General features: G+C 69.6%; 24 protein-coding genes and 1 tRNA gene. 11 read left to right on the forward strand and 14 right to left on the reverse strand.

Features of this window, described 5'->3' with window-relative positions:
- Window positions 1-14 precede the first annotated feature (14 nt).
- On the reverse strand, window positions 15-629 hold the full coding sequence (locus AC6CCG_RS23600; RefSeq protein WP_496657175.1) for a 5-formyltetrahydrofolate cyclo-ligase: 615 nt from the start codon (window positions 627-629) through the stop codon (window positions 15-17).
- Between the two features lie 42 nt (window positions 630-671).
- Here AC6CCG_RS23600 and glp point away from each other — a divergent pair, with 42 nt between their 5' ends.
- The 5 genes from glp to sepX all read left to right on the forward strand — a co-directional run bounded on the left by glp (window position 672) and on the right by sepX (window position 4,595).
- On the forward strand, window positions 672-1,994 hold the full coding sequence (glp, locus tag AC6CCG_RS23605; protein ID WP_496657176.1) for a molybdotransferase-like divisome protein Glp: 1,323 nt from the start codon (window positions 672-674) through the stop codon (window positions 1,992-1,994).
- The gene (moaC, locus tag AC6CCG_RS23610) at window positions 1,984-2,484 is read left to right on the forward strand and encodes a cyclic pyranopterin monophosphate synthase MoaC (RefSeq protein WP_496657177.1); all 501 of its coding nucleotides are present in this window, start codon (window positions 1,984-1,986) and stop codon (window positions 2,482-2,484) included. Before glp ends, moaC begins: the two co-directional genes overlap by 11 nt.
- Complete coding sequence (locus AC6CCG_RS23615) at window positions 2,481-2,981, forward strand: MogA/MoaB family molybdenum cofactor biosynthesis protein (RefSeq protein ID WP_496657178.1); 501 nt, start codon at window positions 2,481-2,483, stop codon at window positions 2,979-2,981. The genes moaC and AC6CCG_RS23615 overlap by 4 nt, the downstream gene beginning before the upstream one ends.
- A 100-nt stretch (window positions 2,982-3,081) precedes the next feature.
- A complete protein-coding gene (locus AC6CCG_RS23620) occupies window positions 3,082-3,729 on the forward strand; it encodes a GNAT family N-acetyltransferase (protein ID WP_496657436.1) in 648 nt (215 codons plus the stop codon).
- Window positions 3,730-3,818: 89 nt separating this feature from the next.
- Window positions 3,819-4,595, forward strand: a complete 777-nt coding sequence (gene sepX / locus AC6CCG_RS23625; protein WP_496657179.1) for a divisome protein SepX/GlpR — start codon at window positions 3,819-3,821, stop codon at window positions 4,593-4,595.
- A gap of 4 nt (window positions 4,596-4,599) precedes the next feature.
- On the opposite strand, the gene AC6CCG_RS23630 is transcribed toward sepX, so the two are convergent.
- Together AC6CCG_RS23630 and AC6CCG_RS23635 are read right to left on the reverse strand one after the other, a co-directional pair.
- A complete protein-coding gene (locus AC6CCG_RS23630) occupies window positions 4,600-4,965 on the reverse strand; it encodes a hypothetical protein (RefSeq protein ID WP_496657180.1) in 366 nt (121 codons plus the stop codon).
- A gap of 33 nt (window positions 4,966-4,998) precedes the next feature.
- Window positions 4,999-5,664, reverse strand: coding sequence for an HNH endonuclease family protein (locus AC6CCG_RS23635; RefSeq protein WP_496657181.1), 666 nt, complete (start codon window positions 5,662-5,664; stop codon window positions 4,999-5,001).
- A gap of 167 nt (window positions 5,665-5,831) precedes the next feature.
- On the opposite strand from AC6CCG_RS23635, the gene AC6CCG_RS23640 reads away from it, so the two are divergent.
- Window positions 5,832-5,904: transfer RNA gene (locus tag AC6CCG_RS23640), tRNA-Ala, on the forward strand.
- Between the two features lie 151 nt (window positions 5,905-6,055).
- Here the strand turns inward: AC6CCG_RS23640 and AC6CCG_RS23645 are convergent.
- Window positions 6,056-6,265: a hypothetical protein gene (locus AC6CCG_RS23645; RefSeq protein ID WP_496657183.1), complete on the reverse strand. Its 210-nt coding sequence runs from the start codon at window positions 6,263-6,265 to the stop codon at window positions 6,056-6,058.
- A gap of 530 nt (window positions 6,266-6,795) precedes the next feature.
- Window positions 6,796-7,965, reverse strand: a complete 1,170-nt coding sequence (locus tag AC6CCG_RS23650) for a GTP-binding protein (RefSeq protein WP_496657184.1) — start codon at window positions 7,963-7,965, stop codon at window positions 6,796-6,798.
- A gap of 209 nt (window positions 7,966-8,174) precedes the next feature.
- On the opposite strand from AC6CCG_RS23650, the gene AC6CCG_RS23655 reads away from it, so the two are divergent.
- Together AC6CCG_RS23655 and AC6CCG_RS23660 are read left to right on the forward strand one after the other, a co-directional pair.
- Complete coding sequence (locus AC6CCG_RS23655; RefSeq protein WP_496657185.1) at window positions 8,175-10,343, forward strand: transglycosylase domain-containing protein; 2,169 nt, start codon at window positions 8,175-8,177, stop codon at window positions 10,341-10,343.
- 180 nt (window positions 10,344-10,523) lie between these two features.
- Window positions 10,524-12,644 carry an ABC transporter substrate-binding protein gene (locus AC6CCG_RS23660; protein ID WP_496657186.1) on the forward strand — a complete coding sequence of 707 codons (2,121 nt, stop codon included), beginning with the start codon at window positions 10,524-10,526 and terminating at the stop codon, window positions 12,642-12,644.
- 33 nt (window positions 12,645-12,677) lie between these two features.
- On the opposite strand, the gene AC6CCG_RS23665 is transcribed toward AC6CCG_RS23660, so the two are convergent.
- The gene (locus AC6CCG_RS23665) at window positions 12,678-13,550 is read right to left on the reverse strand and encodes an alpha/beta fold hydrolase (protein ID WP_496657187.1); all 873 of its coding nucleotides are present in this window, start codon (window positions 13,548-13,550) and stop codon (window positions 12,678-12,680) included.
- 93 nt (window positions 13,551-13,643) lie between these two features.
- Between AC6CCG_RS23665 and AC6CCG_RS23670 the strand changes: the two genes are divergently transcribed.
- On the forward strand, window positions 13,644-14,714 hold the full coding sequence (locus tag AC6CCG_RS23670; protein ID WP_496657188.1) for a hypothetical protein: 1,071 nt from the start codon (window positions 13,644-13,646) through the stop codon (window positions 14,712-14,714).
- Here AC6CCG_RS23670 and AC6CCG_RS23675 read toward each other — a convergent pair.
- Window positions 14,647-15,072, reverse strand: coding sequence for a MarR family winged helix-turn-helix transcriptional regulator (locus AC6CCG_RS23675; protein WP_496657189.1), 426 nt, complete (start codon window positions 15,070-15,072; stop codon window positions 14,647-14,649). The two genes, AC6CCG_RS23670 and AC6CCG_RS23675, sit on opposite strands and share 68 nt — an antisense overlap.
- Window positions 15,073-15,074: 2 nt before the next feature.
- Window positions 15,075-15,872, reverse strand: a complete 798-nt coding sequence (locus tag AC6CCG_RS23680) for an SDR family NAD(P)-dependent oxidoreductase (protein ID WP_496657190.1) — start codon at window positions 15,870-15,872, stop codon at window positions 15,075-15,077.
- Window positions 15,873-15,985: 113 nt separating this feature from the next.
- Here AC6CCG_RS23680 and AC6CCG_RS23685 point away from each other — a divergent pair, with 113 nt between their 5' ends.
- Window positions 15,986-16,840, forward strand: coding sequence for a phytanoyl-CoA dioxygenase family protein (locus AC6CCG_RS23685; protein WP_496657191.1), 855 nt, complete (start codon window positions 15,986-15,988; stop codon window positions 16,838-16,840).
- A 163-nt stretch (window positions 16,841-17,003) separates the two neighbouring features.
- Here the strand turns inward: AC6CCG_RS23685 and AC6CCG_RS23690 are convergent, their stop codons facing one another.
- Together AC6CCG_RS23690 and AC6CCG_RS23695 are read right to left on the reverse strand one after the other, a co-directional pair.
- A complete protein-coding gene (locus AC6CCG_RS23690) occupies window positions 17,004-17,978 on the reverse strand; it encodes an ABC transporter substrate-binding protein (protein WP_496657192.1) in 975 nt (324 codons plus the stop codon).
- Between the two features lie 37 nt (window positions 17,979-18,015).
- Window positions 18,016-18,843, reverse strand: a complete 828-nt coding sequence (locus AC6CCG_RS23695) for a helix-turn-helix domain-containing protein (protein ID WP_496657193.1) — start codon at window positions 18,841-18,843, stop codon at window positions 18,016-18,018.
- A 70-nt stretch (window positions 18,844-18,913) separates the two neighbouring features.
- On the opposite strand from AC6CCG_RS23695, the gene AC6CCG_RS23700 reads away from it, so the two are divergent.
- The gene (locus AC6CCG_RS23700) at window positions 18,914-19,819 is read left to right on the forward strand and encodes a phytanoyl-CoA dioxygenase family protein (RefSeq protein WP_496657194.1); all 906 of its coding nucleotides are present in this window, start codon (window positions 18,914-18,916) and stop codon (window positions 19,817-19,819) included.
- A 92-nt stretch (window positions 19,820-19,911) separates the two neighbouring features.
- Here AC6CCG_RS23700 and AC6CCG_RS23705 read toward each other — a convergent pair whose 3' ends face one another.
- The 4 genes from AC6CCG_RS23705 to AC6CCG_RS23720 form a co-directional block, all read right to left on the reverse strand.
- Window positions 19,912-20,436: an MmyB family transcriptional regulator gene (locus AC6CCG_RS23705; RefSeq protein WP_496657195.1), complete on the reverse strand. Its 525-nt coding sequence runs from the start codon at window positions 20,434-20,436 to the stop codon at window positions 19,912-19,914.
- A 124-nt stretch (window positions 20,437-20,560) separates the two neighbouring features.
- On the reverse strand, window positions 20,561-22,801 hold the full coding sequence (locus AC6CCG_RS23710) for a glycoside hydrolase family 3 C-terminal domain-containing protein (protein ID WP_496657196.1): 2,241 nt from the start codon (window positions 22,799-22,801) through the stop codon (window positions 20,561-20,563).
- Between the two features lie 36 nt (window positions 22,802-22,837).
- Window positions 22,838-23,335, reverse strand: coding sequence for a helix-turn-helix domain-containing protein (locus AC6CCG_RS23715; protein WP_496657197.1), 498 nt, complete (start codon window positions 23,333-23,335; stop codon window positions 22,838-22,840).
- A 252-nt stretch (window positions 23,336-23,587) separates the two neighbouring features.
- Entirely contained in the window at window positions 23,588-25,270 is a 1,683-nt protein-coding gene (locus tag AC6CCG_RS23720) for an ABC transporter family substrate-binding protein (RefSeq protein WP_496657198.1), read from the reverse strand.
- Window positions 25,271-25,296: the final 26 nt, after the last annotated feature.

Genomic DNA, 25,296 nt, shown 5'->3' on the forward strand with positions numbered 1-25,296 from the left:
GGATCGTGACGGACTCAGCAGTCGATCACGCGGGTCGGGGTGACGATCCGGCGGACCGGGCGGTCCCAGTCCTGGGCCGGCAACTGGTCGAGCAGCTCATCGTCGTTGATCATGGTCCAGACCTCGGCGTCGTCCGGGAGGAGGGCCAGGGCGCGGTCGTACCAGCCGCCGCCTCGGCCGAGCCGCTGGCCGGAGGGATCCGCCGCCAGCGACGGGCAGATGATCACCTCCGCCTCGCGTACGGTCTCGGCGGGGAGCACCTCCCCGGTCGGTTCCAGGATCGCCTTGCGGCCGGTGCGGAGCGCGTCCGGACCGGTGTACCAGGCCCAGGCCGGCTCCTTCAGCAACTTCTCGTTGCCGTCGGTGAGCACCGGCAGCAGGACCTCGACGCCCTGGGCGGACAGCCAGGCGACCAGTTGGAGGGTGCCGGGTTCGGAGTCGGAGGAGAGGTAGCAGGCCAGCCGGTCCAGCGGGCCGCGGTCCAGCAGAGCCTGTTGCACCAGGCCGAATCTGGCCTCGTCGAGCGTCCGCCGCTCGTCCTCGGGCCGAGCGTCCCGGCGGAGCAGGACGGCGTTGCGCAATACGGCCTTCGCGCCGTTGAGCGCCTCGACATCACCAGCCTGGGGCATCGCGCCAGTCTATGCACGGCCACCACCACTAGTGTGTCGTCCATGCCTTTGTTCGGTCGGAAGAGGAAGGACGAACCGGAGTTCGTCGCCGAGCCGCCGGCCCCGCTCGCCGAACCGCCCCAGGTCGACGAGAACGGGTTGCGGTCGATGGCGGACCACCGCGACTACCTGCTCAGCCAGGTGGAGGAACTGCCGCCGTTCGGCCAGCAGCTGCTCGACGCGGTCGGGCTCAGCCTGTGCGAGGACATCGTCACCACGATCAGCCTGCCCGGCTTCGACAACTCGGCGATGGACGGCTATGCGGTGATGGCCGAGGACGTCGCCGCCGCGACCGACGACCGGCCGGTGACCCTGCCGGTGGTCGGCGAGGTCGCCGCCGGCGAGGCCGCCCGGCATCCGCTGTCCCCGGGCACCGCGATGAAGATCATGACCGGCGCACCGCTGCCCGAACAGGCCGATGCCGTCGTCCCGTACGAGAGCACCGATCGTGGCGCCGACGATGTCCGGGTGTACGAGCCGACCGCCCGCGGCCGGCACATCCGGCGGACCGGCGAGGACGTCGCCGCCGGCGAGCTCGTGCTGGCCGTCGGTGACCGGCTGGACGCCCGCCGGATCGGGCTGCTCGCGGCGATCGGCAAGGACAAGGTGCTGGTACGACCTCGGCCGCGGGTCGTCGTGCTGGCCACCGGGTCCGAACTGGTCGACCCCGGCCTGGATCTGCCCAGCGAACAGCACATCTACGACTCGAACTCGTTCCTGCTCGCCGCGGCCGCCAAATCGGCCGGCGCGCAGGTGTTCCGGGTCGGCCTGGTCGGCGACGACCCGGCCCAGGTCCGGCAGGTGATCTCCGACCAGCTGATCCGGGCCGACCTGCTGCTCACCTCGGGCGGGGTCAGTCAGGGTGATCACGACGTGGTCAAGCAGGTGATGCCGGAGCTCGGCTCCTGCGACTTCTCCCAGGTCGCGATGCAGCCCGGGAAGCCGCAGGGCTTCGGCCTGATCGGCGACGACCGGACCCCGATGATCATGGTCCCGGGCAACCCGGTCAGCGCCTTCGTGTCGTTCGAGACGTTCGTCCGGCCGGTGATCCGCAAGCTGATGGGCGTGACGCCGTACACCCGGCCGGTGCTGCGCTGCCGCGCCGCCAAGCCGATCCACGGCAGCTTCGGCCGGATGAACTTCGCCCGCGGCGTCGTCAGCATCGACGTCGACGGCGGCTACCAGGTCGAGTTGGCCGGCGGGCACGGCTCGCACCTGATCGGCGACCTGTCCCGGGCGAACGCGCTGGTGATCATTCCGCGGGAGGTCGAGGAGATCCCGGCCGGTCATGAGGTCGACGTCTGGTTGCTCGACGATGACCAGTGAGTCGCCGTCGGGGCTGACCCACCTGAACGCGGCCGGCGAGGCCCGGATGGTGGACGTGTCGGACAAGGCGGTCACCGCGCGGACCGCGACCGCGGCCGGGCTGGTCCGGCTCAGCCCGACCGCCGTCGCCACGCTGCGGGACGGCACCGTGCCCAAGGGCGATGCGCTCGCAGTGGCCCGGATCGCCGGAATCCAGGGCGCCAAGCGGACCCCGGACCTGATCCCGCTCTGCCATCCGCTGGCGATCAGCGGCGTCGACGTGGACTGCGTGATCGTCGACGAGGGCGTACGGATCACCGCGACGGTCCGCACCACCGACCGTACCGGCGTCGAGATGGAGGCGCTCACCGCCGTCGCGGTCGCCGGGCTCACCATGATCGACATGATCAAGGCGATCGACCGGGACGCCGTGATCACCGACGTCGCGGTGCAGGCCAAGGAAGGCGGCCGCAGCGGGAGCTACGTCCGGACCGAGCCGGACCGGCCATGACGACGGAGGCGCCGACGGCGGCGGTGATCACGGTGTCCACCCGGGCCGCGGCCGGGGTGTACGAGGACCGGTCCGGGCCCGTGATCGCGGACGCGCTCCGGGAGCTGGGCTTCGAGGTCGCCGGGCCGTACCTGGTGCCGGACGGCGATCCGGTCGGCGCCATGCTGCGCGACCTGCTGGACGGTACGGCGCTCGACGTGGTGATCACCACCGGCGGCACCGGGCTCAGCCCGACCGACCGGACCCCGGAACAGACCCGGCCGCTGCTCACCGCGGAGCTTCCGCACCTCGCCGCCGCGATCGCCCGCTACGGCGTCGATCACGGCGTACCGTCCGCCGTGCTGAGCCGCGGGCTGGCCGGCGTCGCGGACCGTACCATGATCATCAATCTGCCGGGATCCAGCGGCGGGGCGCGGGACGGAATGGCTGTCCTGAAGGAGGTGCTGCCGCATGCCGTCAGCCAATTACGGGGTTCCGACCACGGCAGGACCGGCTGAGGTGTCCGGCGACCCGGGCGCGCCCGGAGACCAGGGCGGTGGTCCCGAGACCGGCCCGCCGGGCCCGGCACTGGAATGGCCCCAGCCCGCCGGACCGTCCATCCTGCAGCGGCACCGCTGGCCGGTGTCGCTGAGCCACGGCCCCGTGCTGCTGCGGCCGATGCGGCTGCGCGACCAGGCCGCCTGGGACCGGGTCCGGCGCGCCAATCAGGCCTGGCTGAAGCCGTGGGACGCGACCCGGCCACCGGGCGCGGAGGACCGGCCGACGTCGTACGGGGCGCTGGTCCGGATGCTGCAGCGGCAGGCCCGCCAGGGCCGGATGCTGCCCTGGTTCGTCTGCTACGACTTCTCCGCCGAACGGGTGGCGGAGGGCCGCCGGCCGACCGGCGGTCCGCAACTGGCCGGACAGTTGACCGTCAGCGGCATCGTCGGCGGCTCCGCGTCGTGCGGCCAGATCGGCTACTGGATCGATCAGCGGCTGGCCGGCCGGGGCATCATCCCGACCGCGGTGGCCCTGGCCACCGACTACTGCTTCTCGGTGATGCGGCTGCACCGGATCGAGATCGCGATCCGGCCGGAGAACGAACGCAGCCTGCGGGTGGTGCAGAAACTGGGGTTCCGGCCGGAGGGTCTGCGCCCGCGTTACCTCCACATCGACGGGGATTGGCGTGATCATCTGGTGTTCGCGCTGAACGCCGAGGAGGTGCCGGAGGGCATGCTCAACCGCTGGCAGGCCAGCCGGAAATGATCTTGATCACGTACCCGCTCGGCACGATACTTCGCGACACACCGGTGCAGGTCGGACCCCGAGCAGGCTTCTGACCGTAACGTCACCTTGTGGGTACGACCGGGATCATCTTCGGCGCCATCGCGGTGGCGTGGTTGATCTACCTCGTCCCCATGTTCGTCCGCCGCGACGACGCGCCCGAGGTCGACGAGGAGGACCCGGCGAACCGGTTCTCGGATTCGATCCGGATCATCCGGCAGGGGATGGCCCCGCTGCTCGACCAGGACCTGGCCGAGATCGCGTCCGTCGAGGTCTCCACGCCGCTGACCCGTCGCGCGGCGATCGCCGACCTGCGCCGCCTGGAGCGGCTGGCCGCACGCCGCCGGCTCCGGATGCTGGTGCTGCTGATGATGATCACGTCCGCGGTCGTCTCCGTCTGCGCGTTCGGCTTGATCCCGTGGTGGTCGATCGCGATCCCGGGCGGCCTGCTGGTCGGCTTCGTCGTCGTCGCCCGGATCAGCGTCCGCGGCATGCGGCGCGACCTGGACTCCCGGTTCCAGTCGATCCGCCGCGGCAGCGACGAGAACACGATCTTCCTCAGCCCGAAGCAGCAGCGGACCCCGGACGAGAAGACCGGCTCGCTCGCGCTCGGCGAGACCGCACCGACCGGCAAGCCCGGCGGGCTGTGGGACCCGGTCCCGATCACGATGCCGACGTACGTGTCGAAGCCGCTCGCGCCGCGCACCGTACGCACGATCGACCTGTCCAGCCCCGACGTCACCAGCTCGGGGCGTCAGTCCGTACCGGTCACGGCCGATGCGCCGACGACGAAGAAGAAGGACAAGGAAGCCGACGGCGACGCCGACCGTCGCGCAGCCTCCGCCTAGCGTCCTAGGCCGGGATCAGCACGAACCGGGTGCTGTCCGGGTTGCGGAAGACGATCTCGAGGACGTCGGCCGAGAGGCTGCCCGGCTCCTTCGGAATCAGCTCGATCACCCGCGCTCCGACCACGGGCAGCACGCCGTCCTCCTGCCGCGGGGACGGGCGCCAGATCGTGTCCGCCGACGGTACGCCGCCCCGGGTGACGACCTGGCGATCATCCGGGGTGGTCAGCACGAACTCCACGCTGATCACCGGAGACGGACCGTGCTGCCGCGCCTTCGCCAGCGTGTCGAACCTCGCCGGCCCCGCATACTTGTCCGGCGTGCTCCACCACCACACCTTCGACAGCACCGACCCGATCGGCAGCAGCTCCATGCTCGCGGAGCCTAGTGCGGGACCTGCGTGGTGCTAGACCACGGTGACGGTGATCGTCGAGTTCTCGCAGCCGCCGGCCAGGTCCTCCAGAGCCGACTTCTCGGCGGAGTCGACGGCGAGGCTCCAGCGGATCTTCACCGCGACGAACTCGCGCAGATAGCGGCACCGCTGCTCGTCGGGCAGCCACTCCGCCGGATCCTGATCACCCTTCGCCTGGTTCACCGAGTCCGTCACGCCGACCAGCGTCCGATGATCACCGAGGTCGTTCGCGTACGACTCGCGCCGGCTCGCCGACCAGTCGTACGCGCCCGAGTCCCAGGCCTCCGCCAGCGGCACCATGTGGTCGATGTCGATGTCCGATGTCTCCGTGTGCGAGACGCCGTCGTAGTAGGAGTACCAGCGGCCGCCGCTCAGCGAGCAGCCCGAGCCCACCGTCGGCGGATCGTCCGCCTCCTCGATCAACACCTCGTCCCGGGCGTCGCAGCCGTCGCCGTCGGCGTCGACCCAGTGATTGAACTTGTCCCGGTCGTAGCCGTCCCGGTGCTCCGTGGCGACGTCGAGATGCTCGATCGCCTCCGTGAGCGGCGCCGAATAGCTCGCCGCGGCCGACGCCGGGCCGGCGGTCAGGAAGGTCGTCGCGGCCAGCGTGAGCAGGGCGGCGACGGCGGAGATCAGGGTACGAACGCGGGTCTGGCGCATGGCAGACACCTCTCGTGCGGGGTCACGGACACGTCCTTTCCGTCCACCCAACCCCACGGCCGTGAGTTGGCGCAACGAACGTGGAGCGACGCGGACGTGAACCGGTTCGGAGCACGGCGCGGCTGATGATAAAGTCTGCGTGCTGGTTGCGGCCCGAGGCCGTACCCGGGGCTATAGCTCAGTTGGTAGAGCGTCGCGTTCGCAATGCGAAGGTCAGGGGTTCGAATCCCCTTAGCTCCACCGGACTCCGGACGACTCTGCTCAGTGCCTGCGGCACTTTCGCGGGTCGTCCGGTTTGTTTTCTGGGGGTGCAACCCCCAGGCCCCGCCCGGAGGGTTTCGCCCCCGGAGCCCGAGCTGTGGTCCGGCCTGTTCGCGCTTCTCGATCCCGGTCAGGGGCGATCGACGGAGGTGGGCTGGGCCTCCGAATGGCGGCGGGGTCGGAAGACCGTCGCGAGGGCGAGGATGAGCAGGAACGTGCTGATCAGGTGGAGCGCGGACTCGCTGAGGTCGAGCAGGCCGTAGGCCAGGGTGAGCATCTCGTCGGGTTCGCCTCGGAGGATGTCCAGGCCAAGGAACACCCGGGAGGCGATGGCGCGCACGAACGGGAGCAGGCAGGCGATCAGGACGAGGGCCCGCACTCGCCGGTCGGCCGGTTTCGGCGAACAGGGCGACGAGGACGAAGGCCCAGCCGACGACTCCGGCGAGGTCGGCGACCTGATCGAGGCCCGGCCCGGCCGAGGTCCAGGGCCTGCCGCTGTTCGAGGGACGGACCGTCGAAGTGGCCCGGAGCGGGACCGGGCCGCGACGAGAACCAGACGACGGCTGTGCCGAGGAGCGTGTCCGCGAGGACGCACAGGAGGCCGGCGGCGGCCAACGGTGCCGCAGCAGGCCGGGCTCTCCGGAGCAGGAACACCATCACCAGTCCGGCCAGGACGACCACCCGTACAGCGTCCAGTTCGCCGCCTGGAATGCTTCGTACACCCGCGCTCTCCTCCCACCGGCCTTCGACGGCAGCGGCCGGCGTGCCAGGCCGCTGCGAGGACGAGGTCGCCGGTTGGTGATGGGCCCATTCGTCTGCGGACGTCCAGGTCCGGCCGGGAGCAGGGTCAGCCGACGCGGTTCCGATCGTTCATGAGCGGAGATCCAGGGTCGCCGGATGGGCGTGGCCGAAGTACTCGCGGAGGTGGAGGGGATCGGGGAGCTGGCGCCAGGTGTCGGGGCCGAGGGCGTACTCCGCGGCGGTGAGTTCGCAGTCGGCGAGGATGGCGTCGATCCGGGCCGGGCGCAGGTGCTCGCCGGTGAAGGCCAGCCAGCAGCCGCGGTCGCCGAGCTCGGGATCCCAGTTCAGGATGCCCTCCGTGTCCATGGTGCCGGAGGAGCGCTCCGGACGGTCGGCCAGCCAGGGGCCGCCGTTGCACAGGCTGATCTGCGGGCCGACGCTGGTCCAGGCGACCTTCCGGTCGGGGACCGAGGAGACCCAGGCCCGGCCGCGGGTCCAACTGCAGTCCTGGATGATCGCGCCGAGTGCTCGCTTCAGCCGGCCGGGGTGCAGTGGGCGGCGGGTGTGCGCCAGATGGGTACGGATCCGGCCGCGGCCGTCGTCGAGGGCGACCGCCACCGATCCGGGTGACGTACGCCAGCCGACCTCGACCGGGTCGTAACCGTCCCGCCTCGGGTCCGGTGGGGGCAGGATGGCCGGTCCGTCGCCGAGCATGGTGGCCCGGGCGTGCGGCGCGAGATGCCGGGCCAGATCGGCCCCGAGCCGGTAGTCGGCGGTCGAGCCCTGGCCGCCGACGAGGACGTAGCAGTCGCTGAACAGCAGGTCCTCGATCAGGAAACCGCCGCAGGCCTGGTCGCCGTGCCCGATCCGGATCCCGCGGTCGGACAACGGTTCCGCGGATTCCAGGTCGGACGGCAACGTGATCGGGTCGAGGGCGGTGATCAACGAGCCGAGCTCGAGCCGTTCCTGGACCAGCGGAGGCAGCGAGCCGAGGGCGTCCAGCACCACCCAGCCCGGGATCGCCGGCGGCAGCACGATCACGAGGCCCTCACTCCAGCCCGCTGCCGAGTACTCACCCAGGAAGTGGGTCAGATCGGTCAGCACCGTGCACGGGACGCAGCGTTGCCCGCAGTGCAGCGTCGTCGAGTCGAGCCCGCCCCGGCCGTCGCCGAGCGAGCGGACCAACCGGTCCTGACCGTCGGTCCGGTAGTCCAGCGTCAACAGCCCGTGCCCGGTCAGGTGCTCCCGGGCCACGGCCACCGGACCTACGTCCAGGCCGGTCAGGACGACGATCCGCACGGTCGACCCTCTCTCTCGATCAGTTAGGTTACCCTAATCTAACTGATCATGACGTCGAGTGAGTGATCAGGACTGCCCGGAAATCTTGCGGTCGGCTTCGGTCCCGACAACCAGTTCTTCGGGCTGGCCCGGCTCTGGGTAGGGTGGGGATGGTGGCTGCGGCAGTGAAGACTTCGGGGTGGGCCACCGCTCGGCGTGGGGTTCGGGTGGTGGCCTCGCTGATCATGTTCGTGTTGGTGAGCGTCCTGGCCGGAGCCCTCGTCGCCGGGCTGTTCATCCCGGTCGCCGGGTTGGCCGGCGTGACCGGTCAGGCGGCCGCCGAAGAGGTGGCGGACCTACCGGCCGAGTTGGACACGCCGCCGCAGGCGGAGCGGTCGAAGGTCCTGCTCGGCAACGGCGAGGTGCTGACGTACTTCTATGCGCAGAACCGGGTCTACGTGCCGCTGGACAAGATCGCTCCGGTGATGATCCAGGCCCAGCTGGCGATCGAAGATCACCGTTTCTACGAACACGGTGCGATGGACCTGACCGGCACCCTGCGCGCCTTCCTGCGGACCTCCAGCGGTGACACCCAGGGCGGCTCCTCGATCAGCCAGCAGTACGTGAAGATGGTGCTGGTCGACTCCTGTGATCTTGATCAGGCCTGCATCGCCCAGGTGACCCAGGCCAGCGGCACCGCCGGCTTCCAGCGCAAGATCCGCGAGCTCCGGTACGCGATCGCGCTGGAGGAGAAGTTCACCAAGGACCAGATCCTCGAGCGCTACCTCAACATCGCCTACTACGGCCAGGGGGCGTACGGCGTCCAGGCGGCGGCCCGGCACTACTTCGGTACGACGGCGGACAAGCTGACCCTGCCGCAGGCGGCGATGCTGGCCGGCCTGGTGCAGAACCCGAACCAGGTCAACCCGGTCACCGCACCCGACGCGGCGAACGAGCGGCGCGACTTCGTGATCAACCGGATGGCCGAGCTGCGGATGATCAACGACAAGCAGGTCCGGCAGGCCAAGGCCACCAAGTTCGACGAGGGCAAGGTGCAGAAGACGCGCAACGGCTGCGTCGGCTCCCGGTACCCGTTCATCTGCGACTACGTACGGCGGACGCTGCTGCAGTCGCCGAGCCTCGGCAAGACCGAGAAGGAGCGCGAGCACACGCTGCTGCGCGGCGGCCTGACGATCGAGACCGCGATCGACCCGGACGTGCAGGACATGGCGCAGCGGCGGCTCAGCAAGGTCGTCTCGCCCAAGGATCCGATCATCTCGACGATGAACATGATCCAGCCGGGCACCGGATTGATCTTGGCGATGGCGCAGAGTCGGCCGGTGATGGGGGACAACCCCAAGGAGGGCGAGACCTACTACAACTACTCGGTGTCGCCGTCGCTCGGCGGCGCGGAGGGGTACCAGGCGGGCTCGACGTTCAAGGCCTTCACGGCCGCGGCGGCGTTGGAGAAGGGCATTCCGATGTCGAAGACGTACGACGCCAAGAAGACGATCAACCTCAAGGGCCGCAGCTTCCGGACCTGCGAGGGGCGCTCCAAGCTGGGCAAGTGGAAGGTGTCGAACTCCACCAAGGCCAACGGCAAGATGGACATGAACAAGGCCATCCAGATGTCGGTGAACACCTACTTCGCCCAGCTGGTGCTGCAGGTCGGCCTCTGCCGGACCACCGAGATGGCGGAGAAGCTCGGCATCGAGAGCACCGGCAAGGACGAGCGCGAGGGCCACGAGGGCGAGATCCGCGACCTGGTCGACTACTACCAGTACAACCCGTCCTTCACGCTCGGCTCGGTCGAGATCTCGCCGATCTCGATGGCCGAGGCGTACGCGACGTTCGCCGCCCGTGGCATCCACTGCGACCCGACGATCATCAAGAAGGTCACCAACCCGGCCGGCAAGGAGCTGGAGGTGCCGGACGGGAACTGCAAGCGGGTGATGGACAAGGACGTCGCCGACGGGATGAACCGTCTGTTGTCCAGCGTGATCAGCAAGGGCACCGGGCAGCGGGCCGCGATCAAGGACGGCCGTCCGCAGGCCGGCAAGACCGGCACCATCGACAGCAACGAGGCGGTCTGGTTCGCCGGCTACACCCCGGAGGCCGCCGGCGTCGCGATGATCGCGATCGACAAGCGGCAGAAGCCGTTCATCCGGGGCAAGAAGGGATTCCGGTCCCGCGGTGTGAAGGGCTTCAAGCTGGACAGCGGTGAGCGGCTGGAGGGCTCCGGCAGCGGCGACGCGGGCCAGGAGATCTGGAAGCCGACCATGGAGCGCTACCTCAAGGACGAGCCGAGGACCAAGTTCAAGCAGCCGCCGAAGAAGCTGATCGGGGAGTCGAAGAAGCCGAAGTCGGACCAGAAGGAGAAGAAGCCGGACCGGGATTGAGGTTTGGGCACGATTCGGGACACAGGCTGGGCAACCGTACGTTCCCTGTGAGAGGTTTGTCCTCTGAGAAAGTGTCGTGGCAAAACAAACTCGCACCCTGCAAGTCCTCGGACAGGCTCGTGAGTCCCAGACAGGCACGTGAACCTCAGGCAGACCGGTACTCCGATGGAAGGGCCAAGGATGGATGCCTCCCAGATCTCCCGACGTGCGTTTCTCTATGGTTCGGCGGCCGTGGCCGGCGGCGCCGTGCTCAGCGCCTGCAGTGGCGGTGGCAGCGGCGGCGATCCCGGCGGTAACGAGAGTTCGGGCGCAGGCTCGACCGCGAAGGGGTCGGTGACCGAGCCGCTGCCCAAGCCGGCGAAGTTCCAGCAGGCGCCGGGCCTGGAGGGCCTGCCGCCGGTCGAGGAGCGGTTGCCGGAGAACCCGTACGTCGTTCCGCACCGCTGGATCGAGGCGGGCAACTACGGCGGCCGGCTCAACATGAACGTGTTCGGCACCACAGGCGCCGGCAAGGCCGGCTCCGACCGGGAGTTCTTCTACGGCCACTCGATCCTGCGCTACCTCAACGACGGCCAGGACGTCGGCCCCGGCCTCGCCGAGAAGTGGGAGACCAACGACGACGCGTCCGAGTGGACGTTCTACTTCCGCAAGGGCCTCAAGTGGTCCGACGGCGAGCCGTGGACCACCGAGAACATCATCTGGTGGTGGGAGAAGTTCATCCTGGAGCAGAAGATGGCCCAGGTCCCGCCCGACGACGCCCGGTCCGGCAACGGCAATCTGGCCAAGTTCGAGGCGGTCGACGACCTCACCCTGAAGCTCACCTTCGACACCCCGGCGCCGCTGACGGCGGACAAGATCGCGGCCTGGGTGAACGGCAACATCGGCGGCAACGGCCCGATCTGGATGATGCCGAGCCACTACCTGAAGCAGTTCCACCCCGAGACCGGCAAGAACGTCCCGGACAACTGGGACACGGTCGGCGGGCTGATGGAGCAGAAGGCCGACTGGCACCGCAACCCGGACTGCCCGACCATGATCGGCTACAAGTGCAAGTCGTTCGACAACGCCAAGGGCGTGGTGCTGGAGCGCAATCCGTACTACTGGTGCGTGATGCCGAACGGTGATCAACTTCCCTACATCGACGAGATCCAGTTCTCCATCGTCTCCGACGCCGAGGCCGGCAAGCTGCAGATCCAGCAGGGTTCGGTGGACTACTGCCACGGCTGGTTCAACCAGGTCACGCTGCAGGACGTGCAGGGGATCCGGGATTCCAGCGAGGCCGCGGGCACCGAGATCATCTTGTGGGACAGCGGTTCCGGCACCGGGTCGATCATGTTCCTCAACTACGACTACATCGAGCCCGAGCTCCGGGAATTGATCCGGAAGCCGAAGTTCCGGCAGGCGATCTCGCACGCGTTCAACCGTGAGGCGGTCCGCAAGTCGGTCTACTTCAACACCGGCGAGGCGACCACCGGCACGCTCAGCCCGAAGGCGGTCGAGTTCAACGTCGACGAGGCCAGTAAGAAGCTCTACACCGACTGGCGGGACGCCTACGTCACGTACGACCCGGAGAAGGCGAAGGCGCTGCTGGACGAACTGGGCGTCAAGGACACCGACGGCGACGGGGTCCGGGAACTGCCGAGCGGCAAGCCGCTCAAGCTCCGGCTGGACTACCACGCCGACGAGTCCGCCGAGCACCGCGGCAAGGACGCGCAGCTGGTCGCCGACCTCAAGGCGGTCGGGCTGACCATGATCCAGAACCCGATCCCGCCGCAGTCGTACGACGACCAGTGGAAGACCGGCAAGCTCATGTCGCGGACCAACTGGGAGGTCGGCGACGGCCACCCGTTGATCTACGCCGGCTGGGTGGTGCCGGTGCAGGCCTCGCACTGGGCGCCGCTGCAGGGCCAGTGGTTCCAGCTGCTCGGCACCGGCACCAACGAGAAGGAACTCGACGTCGATCCGTACAAGCGGCACCCGCCGCGGATGGAGCCCGAGGACGGCAGCCCGGTCAAGAAGCTCTGGGACCTCTACAACGCGGCCAAGGTCGAGCCGGACGAGATGAAGCGGCACGGCCTGGTCTGGGACATCTTCAAGCTGCACATCTCCGACGGCCCGTTCTTCATGGGCTGTGTGGCGAACTACCCGCAGGTGATGGTGATCAAGAAGGGCCTGCGCAACGTGCCGCGCAACGAGAACCTGGCCCTCGGCGGCTGGGTGAATCCGTGGATCCACCCGACGCCGGCCGTGTACGACCCCGAGTGCTACTTCTGGGACAAGCCGGACGAGCACAAGAGCTGATGCCCTGGGCGATCCGGAGCCCGGTCGGCTGATTCAGCCGGCCGGGTCCCGGTCCGGCAACAGCCGCAGGATCTCGGCCACCACGAGCTCGGGCTCGGTGAACATCACGTGATGGCCCGACCCCGCTGCTGGGACGAAGCGGCCGCGGTCCAGGCGTTCGGCGGTGATCCGGTGCGCCCGGTTGATCGCAGGGCGCTGCTTCCGTTCGGCCCGGGTGATCTTGGTCCCGCTGATCACCGAGACCTCGATCCCGTCCAGTGTCGGCTGGTTCCGGCCGAGGTCGCGCAGGTCGTCCAGGAAGCCGTCCAGCTCGGCGATCATGGTCCGGGCGGCCGGCACGGTGAAGTCGTACCGGAGATGATCATGGACCACATCGGCGGGCTGGTCGCGGCCCAGCCGGCCGCCGAGCCGCCGGTACAGGCCGGTCCGGGCCAGCGGCACCATCAGCCGTCGGGACAGCGCGAACTGCCGCCGGGCCGCCGGCGAGAAGAACTCGGGCGCGTTCTCGTCGCTCTGGTCGACCAGGACCAGGCCGGTGATCGGGAACTCCCCGGTCGCGGCCAGGCTCCGGATGATCGGCCCGCCCCAGCTGGCACCGACCAGCAGGTACGGGCCGGCGTCCAGATCGCGCACCAGGTGGGCCAGATCCTCGACCAGCCGGTCCAGCGTGCGTGGGCCCGGCGCGGGATCGCTGCGGCCGAAGCCGGCGCGGTCGTACACGACGGTCGTCGTCCGCGCCGCGACCGCCGGCTGGACGAGACCCCAGATCGACCCCGACATCCCCATCCCCGACTCGAACACGACCGTCGGGCGGCCGGTGCCGCGGCGGCGGTAGTGCAGCCGACGACCGTCGGGCAGCGTGCTGAAGCCCGACGGACCGTAGGTGTGGTCCGGTGCCTCGATCATGGCCTGCTCAACCTTCCGCCGTTCTGAGTCCTAGGTACCCTAATCGGCGCCGGTCGGACCATCGCTCGGCCCTTCCCGCGTAAAGTACTCAGCATGCTGAGTAACGTCCGCCCGGTTCCGCTGCAGGTCGGCTCGGTCGCGGTGTGCGGGGCGCTGACCGGGCTGATCTGGGTGCTCGGCGGCCGGCTGGACGGGGTCGCGCTGCTGCCCGATCAGGGCGCGTCCTGGTACTACTGGAAGCTGCCCGAGCCGACCGTGCTGAGCCGGGCGACCGCGTGGGGCGGCTATGTCCTGCACCAGCTCACCCTCTGGTTGCTGATCTTCTACGCCCAGACCAGGGTCCGCCGCTACAGCTCCGGCCTGCACCCGGTCAACGTCGTCGCCCTCGCGGCGAATCTCGGCTTCGTCGGCCTGCACCTGCTGCAGACCCACCTGTTCTACGACGGGCTGGCGCAGGACGTGTCGATCTTCAGCTCGCAGGGATCCGTGGTGCTGCTGCTCGTCGTCGTCCTGTTGATGGAGAACCGTCGCCGTGGGCTGTTCCTCGGCCGCAAGGTCCCGTTCCGCGCCGCGGTGATCGACTTCGTCCGGCGCTACCACGGCTATCTGTTCAGTTGGGCCGCGGTGTACACGTTCTGGTACCACCCGGCGGTCAACACCAGCGGCCACCTGATCGGCTTCTTCTACCTGTTTCTGCTGCTGGTGCAGGGAAGCCTCTTCCTCACCCGCGCGCACACCAACCGGATCTGGACCCTGTCGCTGGAGATCATGGTCGCGGTGCACGGCACGCTGGTCGCGGTGATGAACTCGGGCCCGGACGGGATGTGGCCGATGTTCCTGTTCGGCTTCCTCGGTGTCTTCGTGATCACCCAGCTGCACGGTCTCGGACTGAGCCGCACGATCAGGGCCGTGGTGATCATCGGGTACCTGGCCGCGGCGCTCGCCGTCTACGCGGCCCGCGGCCGACTGCTCGACATCCACGAGATCGTCCGGATCCCCTTGATCGAATACGGTCTCGTGTTCGTGGTGGCGGGGCTGGTCTGGCTCGGTCTCCGGGTACGGGACCGGCGCCGGCCCCGTACGGCGGAGCCGGCGGTCAGTTCGGACGGTCGAACTCGGCGATCAGCCGGACCAGTTCGGCCCGGAACGCCGCCGGATCGGTGAGCGGACCGGCGACCAGCCGATCAGCCACGTCGGACTCGGCGAGGTCGGCTGTCGCGGCCTCGCCCGCGGTGGTCCGGGTGACCAGGCGGCGGCGCCGATCGGACGGGTCGGGGGCGCGGGTGACGTGGCCGGTCCGCTCCAGCCGCTCCAGCACCCGGGCCATCGTCTGCTCCTCGACCCGACTGGCCCGCGCCAGCTCGCGCTGGGTGGCCGGCCCGGCCGAGAGCGCCTGCAGCACCACCAGCCCGGCGTGGGTCAGGTCGCGCTCGGCCAGCGTCCGGTTCCAGGCGTGCTCGACCCGGCGCGCCGCCGTGGAGAGCAGCCGCCCGAGCGACCAGTCCGCGAGGTCGTCGGCCATGGTCAGGGCAGGATCGAGTCGACGTAGCCGCCGTCCACCCGGAGCGCCCCGCCGGTGGTGGCCGACGCCAGGGGCGACGCGAGATAGACGACCAGGTTGGCGATCTCCTCGGGCTCGATCAGTCGCTGCAACAGGGATTGCGGACGGTGTTCCCGCATGAACGCGCGTTGCGCCTCGGGCCAGGGCAGGTCCCGGTCGACGAGCTCGTACACGAAATCCTCGACGCCGCCGGTGTGCGTCGGCCCGGCGATCACCGAGTTCACGGTGACCCCGGTGCCGGCGGCCGCCTTGGCGAAGCCGCGGGTGACCGCGAGCAGCGAGGTCTTGGTCATGCCGTAGTGGATCATCTCGGCCGGGATCACCACCGCGGAGTCGCTGGCGATCGTGATCACCCGGCCCCAGCCGTTGTCGATCATGGTCGGCAGGCTGGCCCGGGTCAGCCGGACCGCGGTCATCACGTTCACCTCGAAGTAGCGCCGCCACTCCTCGTCGTCGATCTCCAGCGGCGGCCGGGCACCGAAGATGCCGAGGTTGTTGATCACGATGTCCGGCGCCGCTACCGCGTCCAGGACCGTCCGCAGCCCGTCGTCCGTCGCCAGGTCGCCCGGCGCCGCGACGAACCGGCCGTCCGGGACCTCGGCGCCGAGTTCCTCGATCGCCCGCCCGACCGAGTCCGCACTCCGGCCGTTCACCGCGACCGTCGCGCCGGCCCGGGCCAACCCGGCCGCGATGGCGCGGCCGATGCCCTGGGTCGATCCGGTGACGAGCGCCTTCTTCCCGCTGAGCTCGATGCTGATCACGAACCGACCCTAGCCCCGGCCCGGCGCGCGGTCGAGTCTGCCTGGTCTCGCGAGCCGAGACGGGCGTGACGTTGCGGCCGCGGGTCCCGAGCCGGCGTGGTAACGCTGGATTCATGATCAACACGCTCAGCGAGGAGCAGCGGTTGCTGTTGCCGACGGACTCCGATCTCGCCTCCTATCGCGAACTGGGGTTCTGGATCTCCCCGGTGATCATCCCGGCGGAGACCCTGGACGCCGCCGAGGAGGGGATGCGGCGGCTCTATGCGGGGGAGTGGGACCGTTCGCTGCCGTACGACGTCGGCGGCTGGAGCCCGGCCGACGGGAACGTGCTGCGGAAGAACGACTACGCCTCGCTGCGGGTGGACCAACTGCGCGATCTGGTCGCCTCCCCGCTGATCGGCGCCACCGCGGCGCGATTGTCCGGTGCCGGGGAGATCCGGCTCTGGCATGATCAACTTCTGCACAAGCCGGCCGACGGCCCCGGTGTGCCGGGCAACGTCGGCTGGCACACCGACCGGCAGTACTGGCAGACCTGTTCCTCGGCCGAGATGCTGACGGCCTGGGTCGGCTTCCACGACGTCGACGAGGTCGGTGGCTCGGTCGCGTTCGTGGCCGGCTCGCACCGCTGGGACATCGACGGCCTCGACTTCTTCTCGCAGGACCTGGCCGGCCTGCAACGCCGAGCCGAGCAGGCCGGCTTCGAGTTCGACATCCGGCCGACCCGGATGCGCCGCGGCCAGGTCAGCTTCCACCACTGCCGGACCGTGCACGGCAGCGGCCCGAACCGCACCGCGGCACCCCGCCGCTCGATCGCCATCCACCTGCAGCCCGGCGACAACCACTTCGTCGAGACCGTCCTGCCGGACGGCTCGCTCGCGCGGCACGGCAACGACCGGCTGGCCGCCGGCGCCGACGGCCGGCCCGACTACGCGCACCCGGAGTTCTGCCCGACGTTGTTCGCGTCCTGACCCAACCGGGGCCCGGGGGACTGGACTGACGGGATCGCGTCGGGCGGACCGGGCCCTCTGTCGGTCCCGATCGGCGGGGACCGGTCCGATCGGGCTTCCTCCCCGACCGGGACCGGTACGGAGCCGCCTTCATGTCCACGCCGAAGGTCGCTCGGCCGGCGGTTCAGGCGGTGAGTTTCTCGGCCAGCAGCGGAGAGACGGTGTCGATGGCGTACTTGATCGACAGGGGCGAGTTGAGGCTGAAGGCGGAGCGGACGTCGGCGGAGTCCAAGATCAGGTAGCGGCCGTCGCGGACGGCCGGGATGCTCTTGAAGGTGCTGATCTTCTCCACGTCGGCGGCCGTCTTGCCGATCGGCTGCACGATCAGCAGGTCGCCGTCGAGCAGGTCGAGGCGCTCGTCGGAGACCCGGACGGAGAAGCGTTCCGGTTTCTCCTTCTCGATCGCGGGGTTGGGCACGAATCCCAACCGGTACAGGAACTTCGGCCGGTCCGCGGCCGAGATGTAGGCGCCCCAGCCCTCGCTGGTGTACGCGGCGACGGTGATCGTCTTCCCGGCGAACTCGGGGTGCGCGGCGGCCGCGTCGGCGAAGGCCCGGTCGATGTCGGCGAGCAGGGCGGTGCCCTGGTCCGGCACGCCGAGCGCGGCGGCGATCATGGTGATCTGCCGGTCCACGTTGGTCAGGTAGTTGTCCCCGCCCTCGGGTACGCCGACGGTCGGCGCGATCTTGCTCAACCGGTCGTAGCGGCCCTGGTCGCCGGAGCTCTTGACGTCCAGGATCAGGTCAGGGGCCAGCTGGGCGATCTCCTCGTACGACGGCTCCAGGGTGCCGATGATCTTGGGCGGTGCGTCGTAGCGGCCCTTCGCCCAGGGCCCGACGCCCTCGCCGCCGAAGGCGAGCCAGTCGCTGGCGCCGACCGGCTGCACGCCGAGGGCGAGCGCGGTCTCCGCGTCGCCCCAGCCGAGCGCGACGACCCGCTGCGGCTTCGCCGGGATCACGGTGTCGCCGAACTTGGTCGGCACCGTCACCGGGAAGCCGGCCCCGGACGCCTCGCCCCCTGGCTCCGGCGCTGCGGTGCCCTGGCAGGCTGCGGTGAGCAGCAGCGCCAGCCCGGCCATGATCACGAACAGTCGGCGCACGCCGCCCCCTCCGAAAGACAATTCGACTTAGGTGATCCTAACCTAGGCCTTGGCGGCGGTACCGGGCCGGGGTGGTCCCGGTCGCCGCCCGGAACGCGGCGTGGAACCGGCTCAGCGAACCGAAACCCGCGTCGAGGGCGATCCTGGCGATCGCCTGGTCACCGGTCAGCAGCAGTCGTTGCGCCTCGGCGATCCGGCACTGCAGCAGGTAGCCGCCGATGGTCAGCCCGATGGTGGCGTGGAACAGTTCCATGGCGTGCTGCGGGCTCAGGTGGGCGGCCGCGGCGACGTCGGCGACCCGGATCGGTTCCCGGTACGTCCGCGAGATGAACCCCGCCATGATCGCCACCGGGCTGCCGGCGAACGATGCCGGGCCGGAATGATCACGGTCGGCGGCCGGGTCCAGGCCGAGCGCGATCCGCTGGCAGACGGCCCGGGCTTCCAGCGCGACCAGCTCGGTGTGCGCCGCCGACCGCCCGAACTCGGCGGCCCAGCGCAGCATGATCGCGCGGTCCAGGTCCGGCTCGCCCGCCGCATGGACGATCTCACCGCGGAACAGCGCCGCCAGCAACGTGTCCGGCAGTCGCCAGGACAGGAAGCGGTCCAGCGGCACGGTCATCCAGATCAGGCGAGTCTGCGGGCTGACCTCGATCAGCTGGTGCGGCGTGCTGGCCCAGAACAGGCCGGGACGGCCGGTCGGCAACCGCTGCGTGCGGCCGCCGATCAGGTAGTGCAGCGGACCGGCGTCGGACAGGTTGAGCTCGATCTCGTCGTGCGCGTGGGCGGTCTCCATCGCGCGGGCCCGGCCGGTCCAGCAGGCGAAGCCGTACCGCTCTCGGGCCGTCTGCAGGGAGCGCTGCATCATCCGAGGATCCAGGATTTTTCCGCGGTTGACCAGGACGACCTGGCGTCGGCTCGGATCCTAGCCTGAGGTCATGACTGCGACAGCGATGTCTTCCCACCTGCTCGACGACGACCAGATCGAGTTCTTCGACCACAACGGCTACCTGATCCTGCGCAACAGGATCCCGGCCGGCCTGGTGGCGGATCTGCGCCGGGCCACCGACCAGTGGATGGAACAGGGCCGGCTCGGCCAGGGTCCGGCCGGTCAGGAGGCCGACTTCAAGTTCGCCGACCGGGACGGCCACGAGGTGATGTTCCGGGTCGACTACGTGCACGGCAAGGGCTCGGCGGTCTCGCTGCAGCTGCTCGGCTCGCCGCACGTGCTCGGCATCGCGGAGAGCCTGGCCGGCCCCAATTTCGTTCCCACCTACGAGTCGCTGGTGTTCAAGGCCGAAGGCGACGGCGCCCCGATCGAGTGGCACCAGGACGCCGTCCACCCGCGGAACCACCGGATCTTCAACATCGATGTCTACCTCGACGACTCGTTGTCCGGCCGCGGCGCGCTGCGGGTGGTCCCCGGTTCCCAGCGGTCCAAGGCCGACATCTGCGCCCTGGCCGACGCGTCCGGCTGGGACGTGCCGGGCGCGATCGAGGTCGAGTTGCACCCGGGCGATGTGCTGGTGCACGACACGATGATCGTGCACGGCTCGCCGGCGACTCGCGGCGAGGCGCTGCGCCGCACGATCTACTACGAGTTCCGGCCGGCCGAGCAGATCCTCAGCGAGGGGCCGTGGGACCCGGACTGGGTCGATGCCCGGCTCCGCCTGGTGCCGCTCGGCCTCAGCGCGTACGCCCAGCGCCCAGACGCCGCGGAATCCTATGAGTGGCGGATCGACGAGGCGCTCAGACCGGTGCCGGCCGGCGATCCGGAGGCAGAGTTGCGGATCGTGCACGAGAAGCACACACCGGGCGCGTTCTGCAGTGCCGGCAGCGTCTGAGCCGCGTGGTGTGGGCGCGCACTGAGCCCGTCGAAGGGCCGACCGGGCCGGGGCCGTCCCTTCGACAGGCTCAGGGAACGTTCTCGCGTTGGCTAGCAGCCGGTGCCGGCGGACAGTCGGTCGAACGCCCGCCGGGTGTGGTCGTCGGCGGGCAGGCAGACCACCAGGTACTGCTGCTCGACGATCGACAGATCCAGCAACTCGTACGCCAGCCGCAGGGTCCCCGCGGTCGAGTGCTGGAACGGGATCTCTCCGAACGGCTGGCCGTCGGCGTCGAACGCGGCCAGCCGTTCGCCGAACTCGGGCGACTCCGCCGACAGCGACGCGACGAACGCCTCGGTGTGCGGGCAGGTGGAGCGGCGCAGCTGGCGCAGGGCGATCTCGGCGGCCAGCTCCCAGTCCGGGAAGGTCTCGTGGGCGCGCGGATCGGCGAAGATGTAACGGTTGGTGTTGGGCGGCGACCCGTCGAGCAGGCCGGACGGGCCGAACAGCAACCGGCCCCCGTTGTTCCAGGCGATCACGTCGCCGATCTGGTTGATCACCAATGCGGGTGTCGGCTCCAGTCGGGTCAGCACCGCCCGCACCGTCGGGCGCAGCGTGTCGCGATTGTCCGCCACGCGGCTGATTCTAGGGGTCTACTCCCTGGTTCGGCAGACTTGTGGCCCGGACAAAACTCTGATATCAGAGGATAACAATTTGATCATGGAGGCGGCTCGCCGACTTCTTCCAACGAATTGATCATCAGGATCGCGGCAGCCGGCTGAGCAGCTCGGTCAGCTGACCGTCGGTGATCTCGCTGCCCGGGAACGAGGCCAGCCGCCGGACCGGCATCGAACCGATCATGGCCGAGGTCGCCGGATCGTCGAGCATGGCGGCCAGCGGATGGTGGGCCAGCAGCTTCAGCAGCGCGGCGCGCGCCGCCGGCACGGCCATCACCTCGGCCAGCGAGGACGACGGCGTCAGCCGGGTGATCTCGGCGTCGCCGGACACCTCGACCATGATCATTCCGCGGATGTCGCGGCTGGAGCTGCCGACCTCGATCCGGTACCGGCCGCCCTCGACCAGCCAGCGGCTCTGGACCGGGTGATAGTAGGCCAACTCCGAGCGCGGGATGATCAACTCGACCTGGCGGGACTCGCCGGCGGCCAGCTCGACGATGGTGAAGCCGATCAGCTGGCGCGGCGGCCGGCTGACCTTGGACCCGGGCAGCCCGGCGTAGACCTGGACCACCTCGCGGCCGCTGCGCTGCCCGGTGTTGGTGATCCGGACCCGCAGCCGCAGCCCGTCGCCGTTCTGCTGGGCGCTGGCGCCGGAATACTCGAACGTCGTGTACGAGAGCCCGTGCCCGAACGGGAAGGACACCGGGAGATCCCGGGCGTCGAAGTACCGGTAGCCGACGAAGATCCCCTCGCTGTAGTTGATCTTGCCGAACTGGCCCGGGAAGTCGAGGTAGGCCGGGGTGTCGGACAGCTTGAACGGGATCGTCTCGGCCAGCCGGCCCGACGGGTTCACCGCGCCGAACAGGACGTCGGCCAGGGCCGCGCCGCTGGCCTGGCCGAGCAGCCAGCCCTCGATCAGACCCGGCACCAGGTGCTGCCAGCCGGACACCCGGACCACGCCGCCGTTGGACAGCACGACGATCACCCGCGAGTTCACCGCCAGCACCGCGTCCAGCAGGGTGGTCTGGTCCGCGGGCAGTTCGAGGTGCTGCCGGTCGAAGCCCTCCGACTCCTCCTCGGCCGGCAGCCCGAGGAAGATGATCACGACGTCGGACCGTTCGGCCAGCGCGGTCGCCTCGTCCCGCAGCGATTCCAGGTCTCCGTCGGGACCCGGCCCGATCCGGTAGCCCTGGGCGAAGGTCACCCGGTCCTGGCCGGCGTACCCGACGATCTCGCCCAGCGCCCGGTCCAGCCGGGTCGGATTGATCATGGAACTGCCGGCGCCCTGATAGCGCGGCTCGCGGGCCAGTTCGCCGATCACCGCGATCGACTCGCTGCCGGCCGGGTCGAGCGGCAGGATGTCGTCGACGTTGCGCAGCAGCACGATGCTCTTGCCGGCCGCCTCCCGGGCCAGCGCGTGATGGCTGTCCCGGTCGAACCGGGCAGCCGGGCCGGCCGCACCCGCGGTGACCCGCTCGGCCAGCTCGGCGACCCGGCCGGCCGCCCGGTCCACCGCGGCCTCGGCCAGGGCACCCCGCTCGACCGCGTCGATGATCACCTTGTCGGACCGGCCGCCGGTCGAGGGCATGATCAGGTCCAGGCCGGCGCCGATCGCCGACACCGGGTCGTCGACGGCACCCCAGTCCGAGACGACCAGGCCGGTGAAGCCCCATTCGCCGCGCAGCAGGGCGGTGAGCAGCCACGGGTGCTCCGTCGCGTACACACCGTTGATCTTGTTGTAGGCGGCCATCACGGTCCACGGCTGCTGCTCGGTGATGATCCGGTGGAACGCACGCAGGTACAGCTCGCGCAGGGTACGCGGGTCGACCTCGGAGCTGCTCCGGAAACGATCATGCTCGGCGTTGTTGGCGGCGAAGTGCTTCACCGACGCGCCCACGCCCTGGCTCTGGATGCCGGCCACCATCGCCGAGCCCAGCACACCGGTGATCAACGGATCCTCGGAGAGGTACTCGAAGTTGCGGCCGCAGAGCGGTGATCGCTTCAGGTTGATCCCGGGACCCAGCACCACTCCGACGCCGGCGGCACGGGCCTCGGCGCCGAGCGCGCCGCCGACCCGGCGCACCAGATCGGCGTCCCAGCTGGACCCCAACGCGACCGCGGGTGGGAAGCAGGTCGCCGGCAGGCTGCCGCTGAGCCCGAACTCGTCGGCGCCCTCGGCCGGTCGGCGCAACCCGTGCGGACCGTCGGAGACCACCACGGAGGGTATGCCGCGCACACTCTTCGTCGTCCAGGCGGTCGCGCCACTGGTCAGCGACGCCTTCTCCCGCAACGACAGTTCACGGACCAGTTCGGGTCCCGCCATGGCCCCACCCTTCGCTCGTGCCAGGTCGGGGGTCATTCAACTTGCTGCGGCCAGGATGATCAAGAGAGGCACGACGCGTTCGACCGGGACCTCGTGAACTCCGCGGGCACCGCTGCGCAGCCAGCCGGCCGCGATCAGCTGACGCAGGTGGTGGTAGACCTGTCCGGTGGTGCCCAGACCTTCGGTGCGGGCCAGCTCGGCGGCCGTCGTCGCGGTCCGGCGCAGCACCAGCTGCAGGATCCGCAGCCGGACCGGGTGCCCGAGGGCCGCGATCCGCGGCGCCAGGTCGACCCAGTCCCGTTCCAGCACCTCGGCCGGATCGTGGCCCATCTGCCAGGCGACCGGCCCGTACGGCAGCTGCAGCAGCCCCGCGTAGGTCAGCGCGGACCCGCCGCTGCGCTCGCGCAGCTCCTCGAGCAACCAGAACCGATCCGCAGCTCCCGGTTCCGGCTCCACCGGTGTGGAATCGGGCTCCAGGCGCCGTTCCAACCGCTCGATCCGGGCGGTCAGCTCGGCGTACTCCTCGCTGGGCATCGGTCCTCCCGTCCCACTCCTGTTCACCCGGCCGATCTGCCGGCAGCACGACAGTATTACGTCCGCAACGACTGCGGAGCCGGTACCGCAAACCCGTCCCGCCGATCGCGGCGCTGTCCTGCCGCGGCGCCGTGCCGTGGACCATGATCACTTCCACCGCCGGCGAAGGCCGAAGGGCCGGTGGCGATCGACGCCACCGGCCCTCCGTCTCGGTCCAGCTGTCCCCGGCTCAGCGCGAGCCGAGGACCATGATCACTTCTGCCAGCCGATGTCCTGCGGCTTCTGGACCCCGAAGATGTCGGCGCCGTAGTTGGCGAGACCCTTCTTGGTCGCGATGATCGTCGGCCCGTTCAGCAGCGGCATGATGCCCCACGTCTGGGCGAAGATCTCGGCCTCGAGCTTGTTGCCCGCCTCGATCTGCGCCGCCGGGTCGCCGATCTTGGCCACCTCTTCGATCTTCTTGTTGAGCTCCTCGGAGCCGGTGCCGGAGGCGTTCAGCGAACTGGGCAGGCAGTACACCTGGCAGAAGTACGCGAAGCCGTACGGATCGGAGGACGCGAAGCCCATCGCGAACATCCCGAACTGCTTGCCGGTGAAGACCTTGGAGAAGTCGCTCGACGGGTGCTGCTCGAGCTTCAGGTCGACGCCGATCTCCTTCAGCATGGCGTTCAGGGCGTTGGCCCGGGCCTTGATGTTCTCGTCGTCACCCAGCAGGGGGTAGACGATGGAGAGCTTCTTGCCGTCCTTCTCCCGGATGCCGTCGGCGCCCTTGACCCAACCGGCCTGTTCGAGCAGCTGCTCGGCGGCGGCCTTGTCGTACTTGTAGCCGGCCGCGGTCAGGTTGTCCTGGTAGCCCTTCTGGAAGCCGTACAGGTTGAACGAGCCGCCCGGCTCCTCGGTGTAGTCGAGGCCCTGGAAGGCGATGTCGGCGATGATCTTGCGATCGATGCCCTGGAAGATCGCCTTGCGGACGTTCAGGTCACCCAGCAGCGGATCCTTGCTGTTCAGCACGACCAGCGACTGCGACGGGGTGGCGCTGCGACGGATGTCGATGTCGGGCATGTCCTTGACCTGCGCCAGCTTGTCCTTGGTGCCGACCGCGGTCGCGTCGACCTGGCCGTTCTTGAACGCGTTGATGGCGGCGGAGTCCTCCAGCGCCTTGAACACGCGGCTGTCCAGCTTGCCCGGATCGCCCCACCACTTGTCGTTGCGCTTGAAGCTGATGGTCCCGTTCTGCTGGTCGAACTTGTCGACCGTGTACGGGCCGGCGCCGAGCTCGGCGTGCGGGTTGTTCACGTACCCCTTGTTGTAGAGGTCGTAGTCAACCGCCTTCGGGTGGATCAGCTGGTTGAACAGGCCGTCGACCCAGGCGTAGATGCCGTCGAAGGTCACCACGGCCTGCTTGTCGTCGGTGCCCTTGGTGACGGACTTGATCCGCGAGTAGCCGTCGGTCGAGCTGACCAGGTACTTCTCGTCCTTGCCGCTGCTGGTCTTCCAGGCCGCCTCGAAGGACTTCCAGTCGATCGGCGTGCCGTCGTTGTAGGTCGCCTTCGGGTTGATCGTGTAGGTGACGACCGTGTTGCCGTCCTTCTCCTCCTTCTTCACGTCCGTCAGGTAGTCCGGGTTGGCGGACCAGGTGCCGTCGGGCGTGAAGAGGGCGAGTACGGGGTTGTACCAGCGCCACAGATCAAGGGTGTAGCGGGTGCCATCGGCCTGCCACGTGTTGAACTGAGGCGAGATCTCCGTCGTGGGGGTGGTCAGCGTGCCCCCGTCCTTGACGTTGTCCCGCGGCTGTTCGTTGAACTGTGCCTCGGTGGCGAGCTGGCTCGCGCCTACGGTCGGCTGGTTCGAGGGTGTGCCCCCGCCACCGCAAGCCGCTAGTGAAAGCGCGAGCGCCGCGATAGCGGCGACCGCTGCCTTTCTTCCGATTGCCATGGTGATGGTCCTTCCTGACCGCGCGG

It is taken from the genome of Microlunatus sp. YIM B11417 (assembly GCF_059617205.1).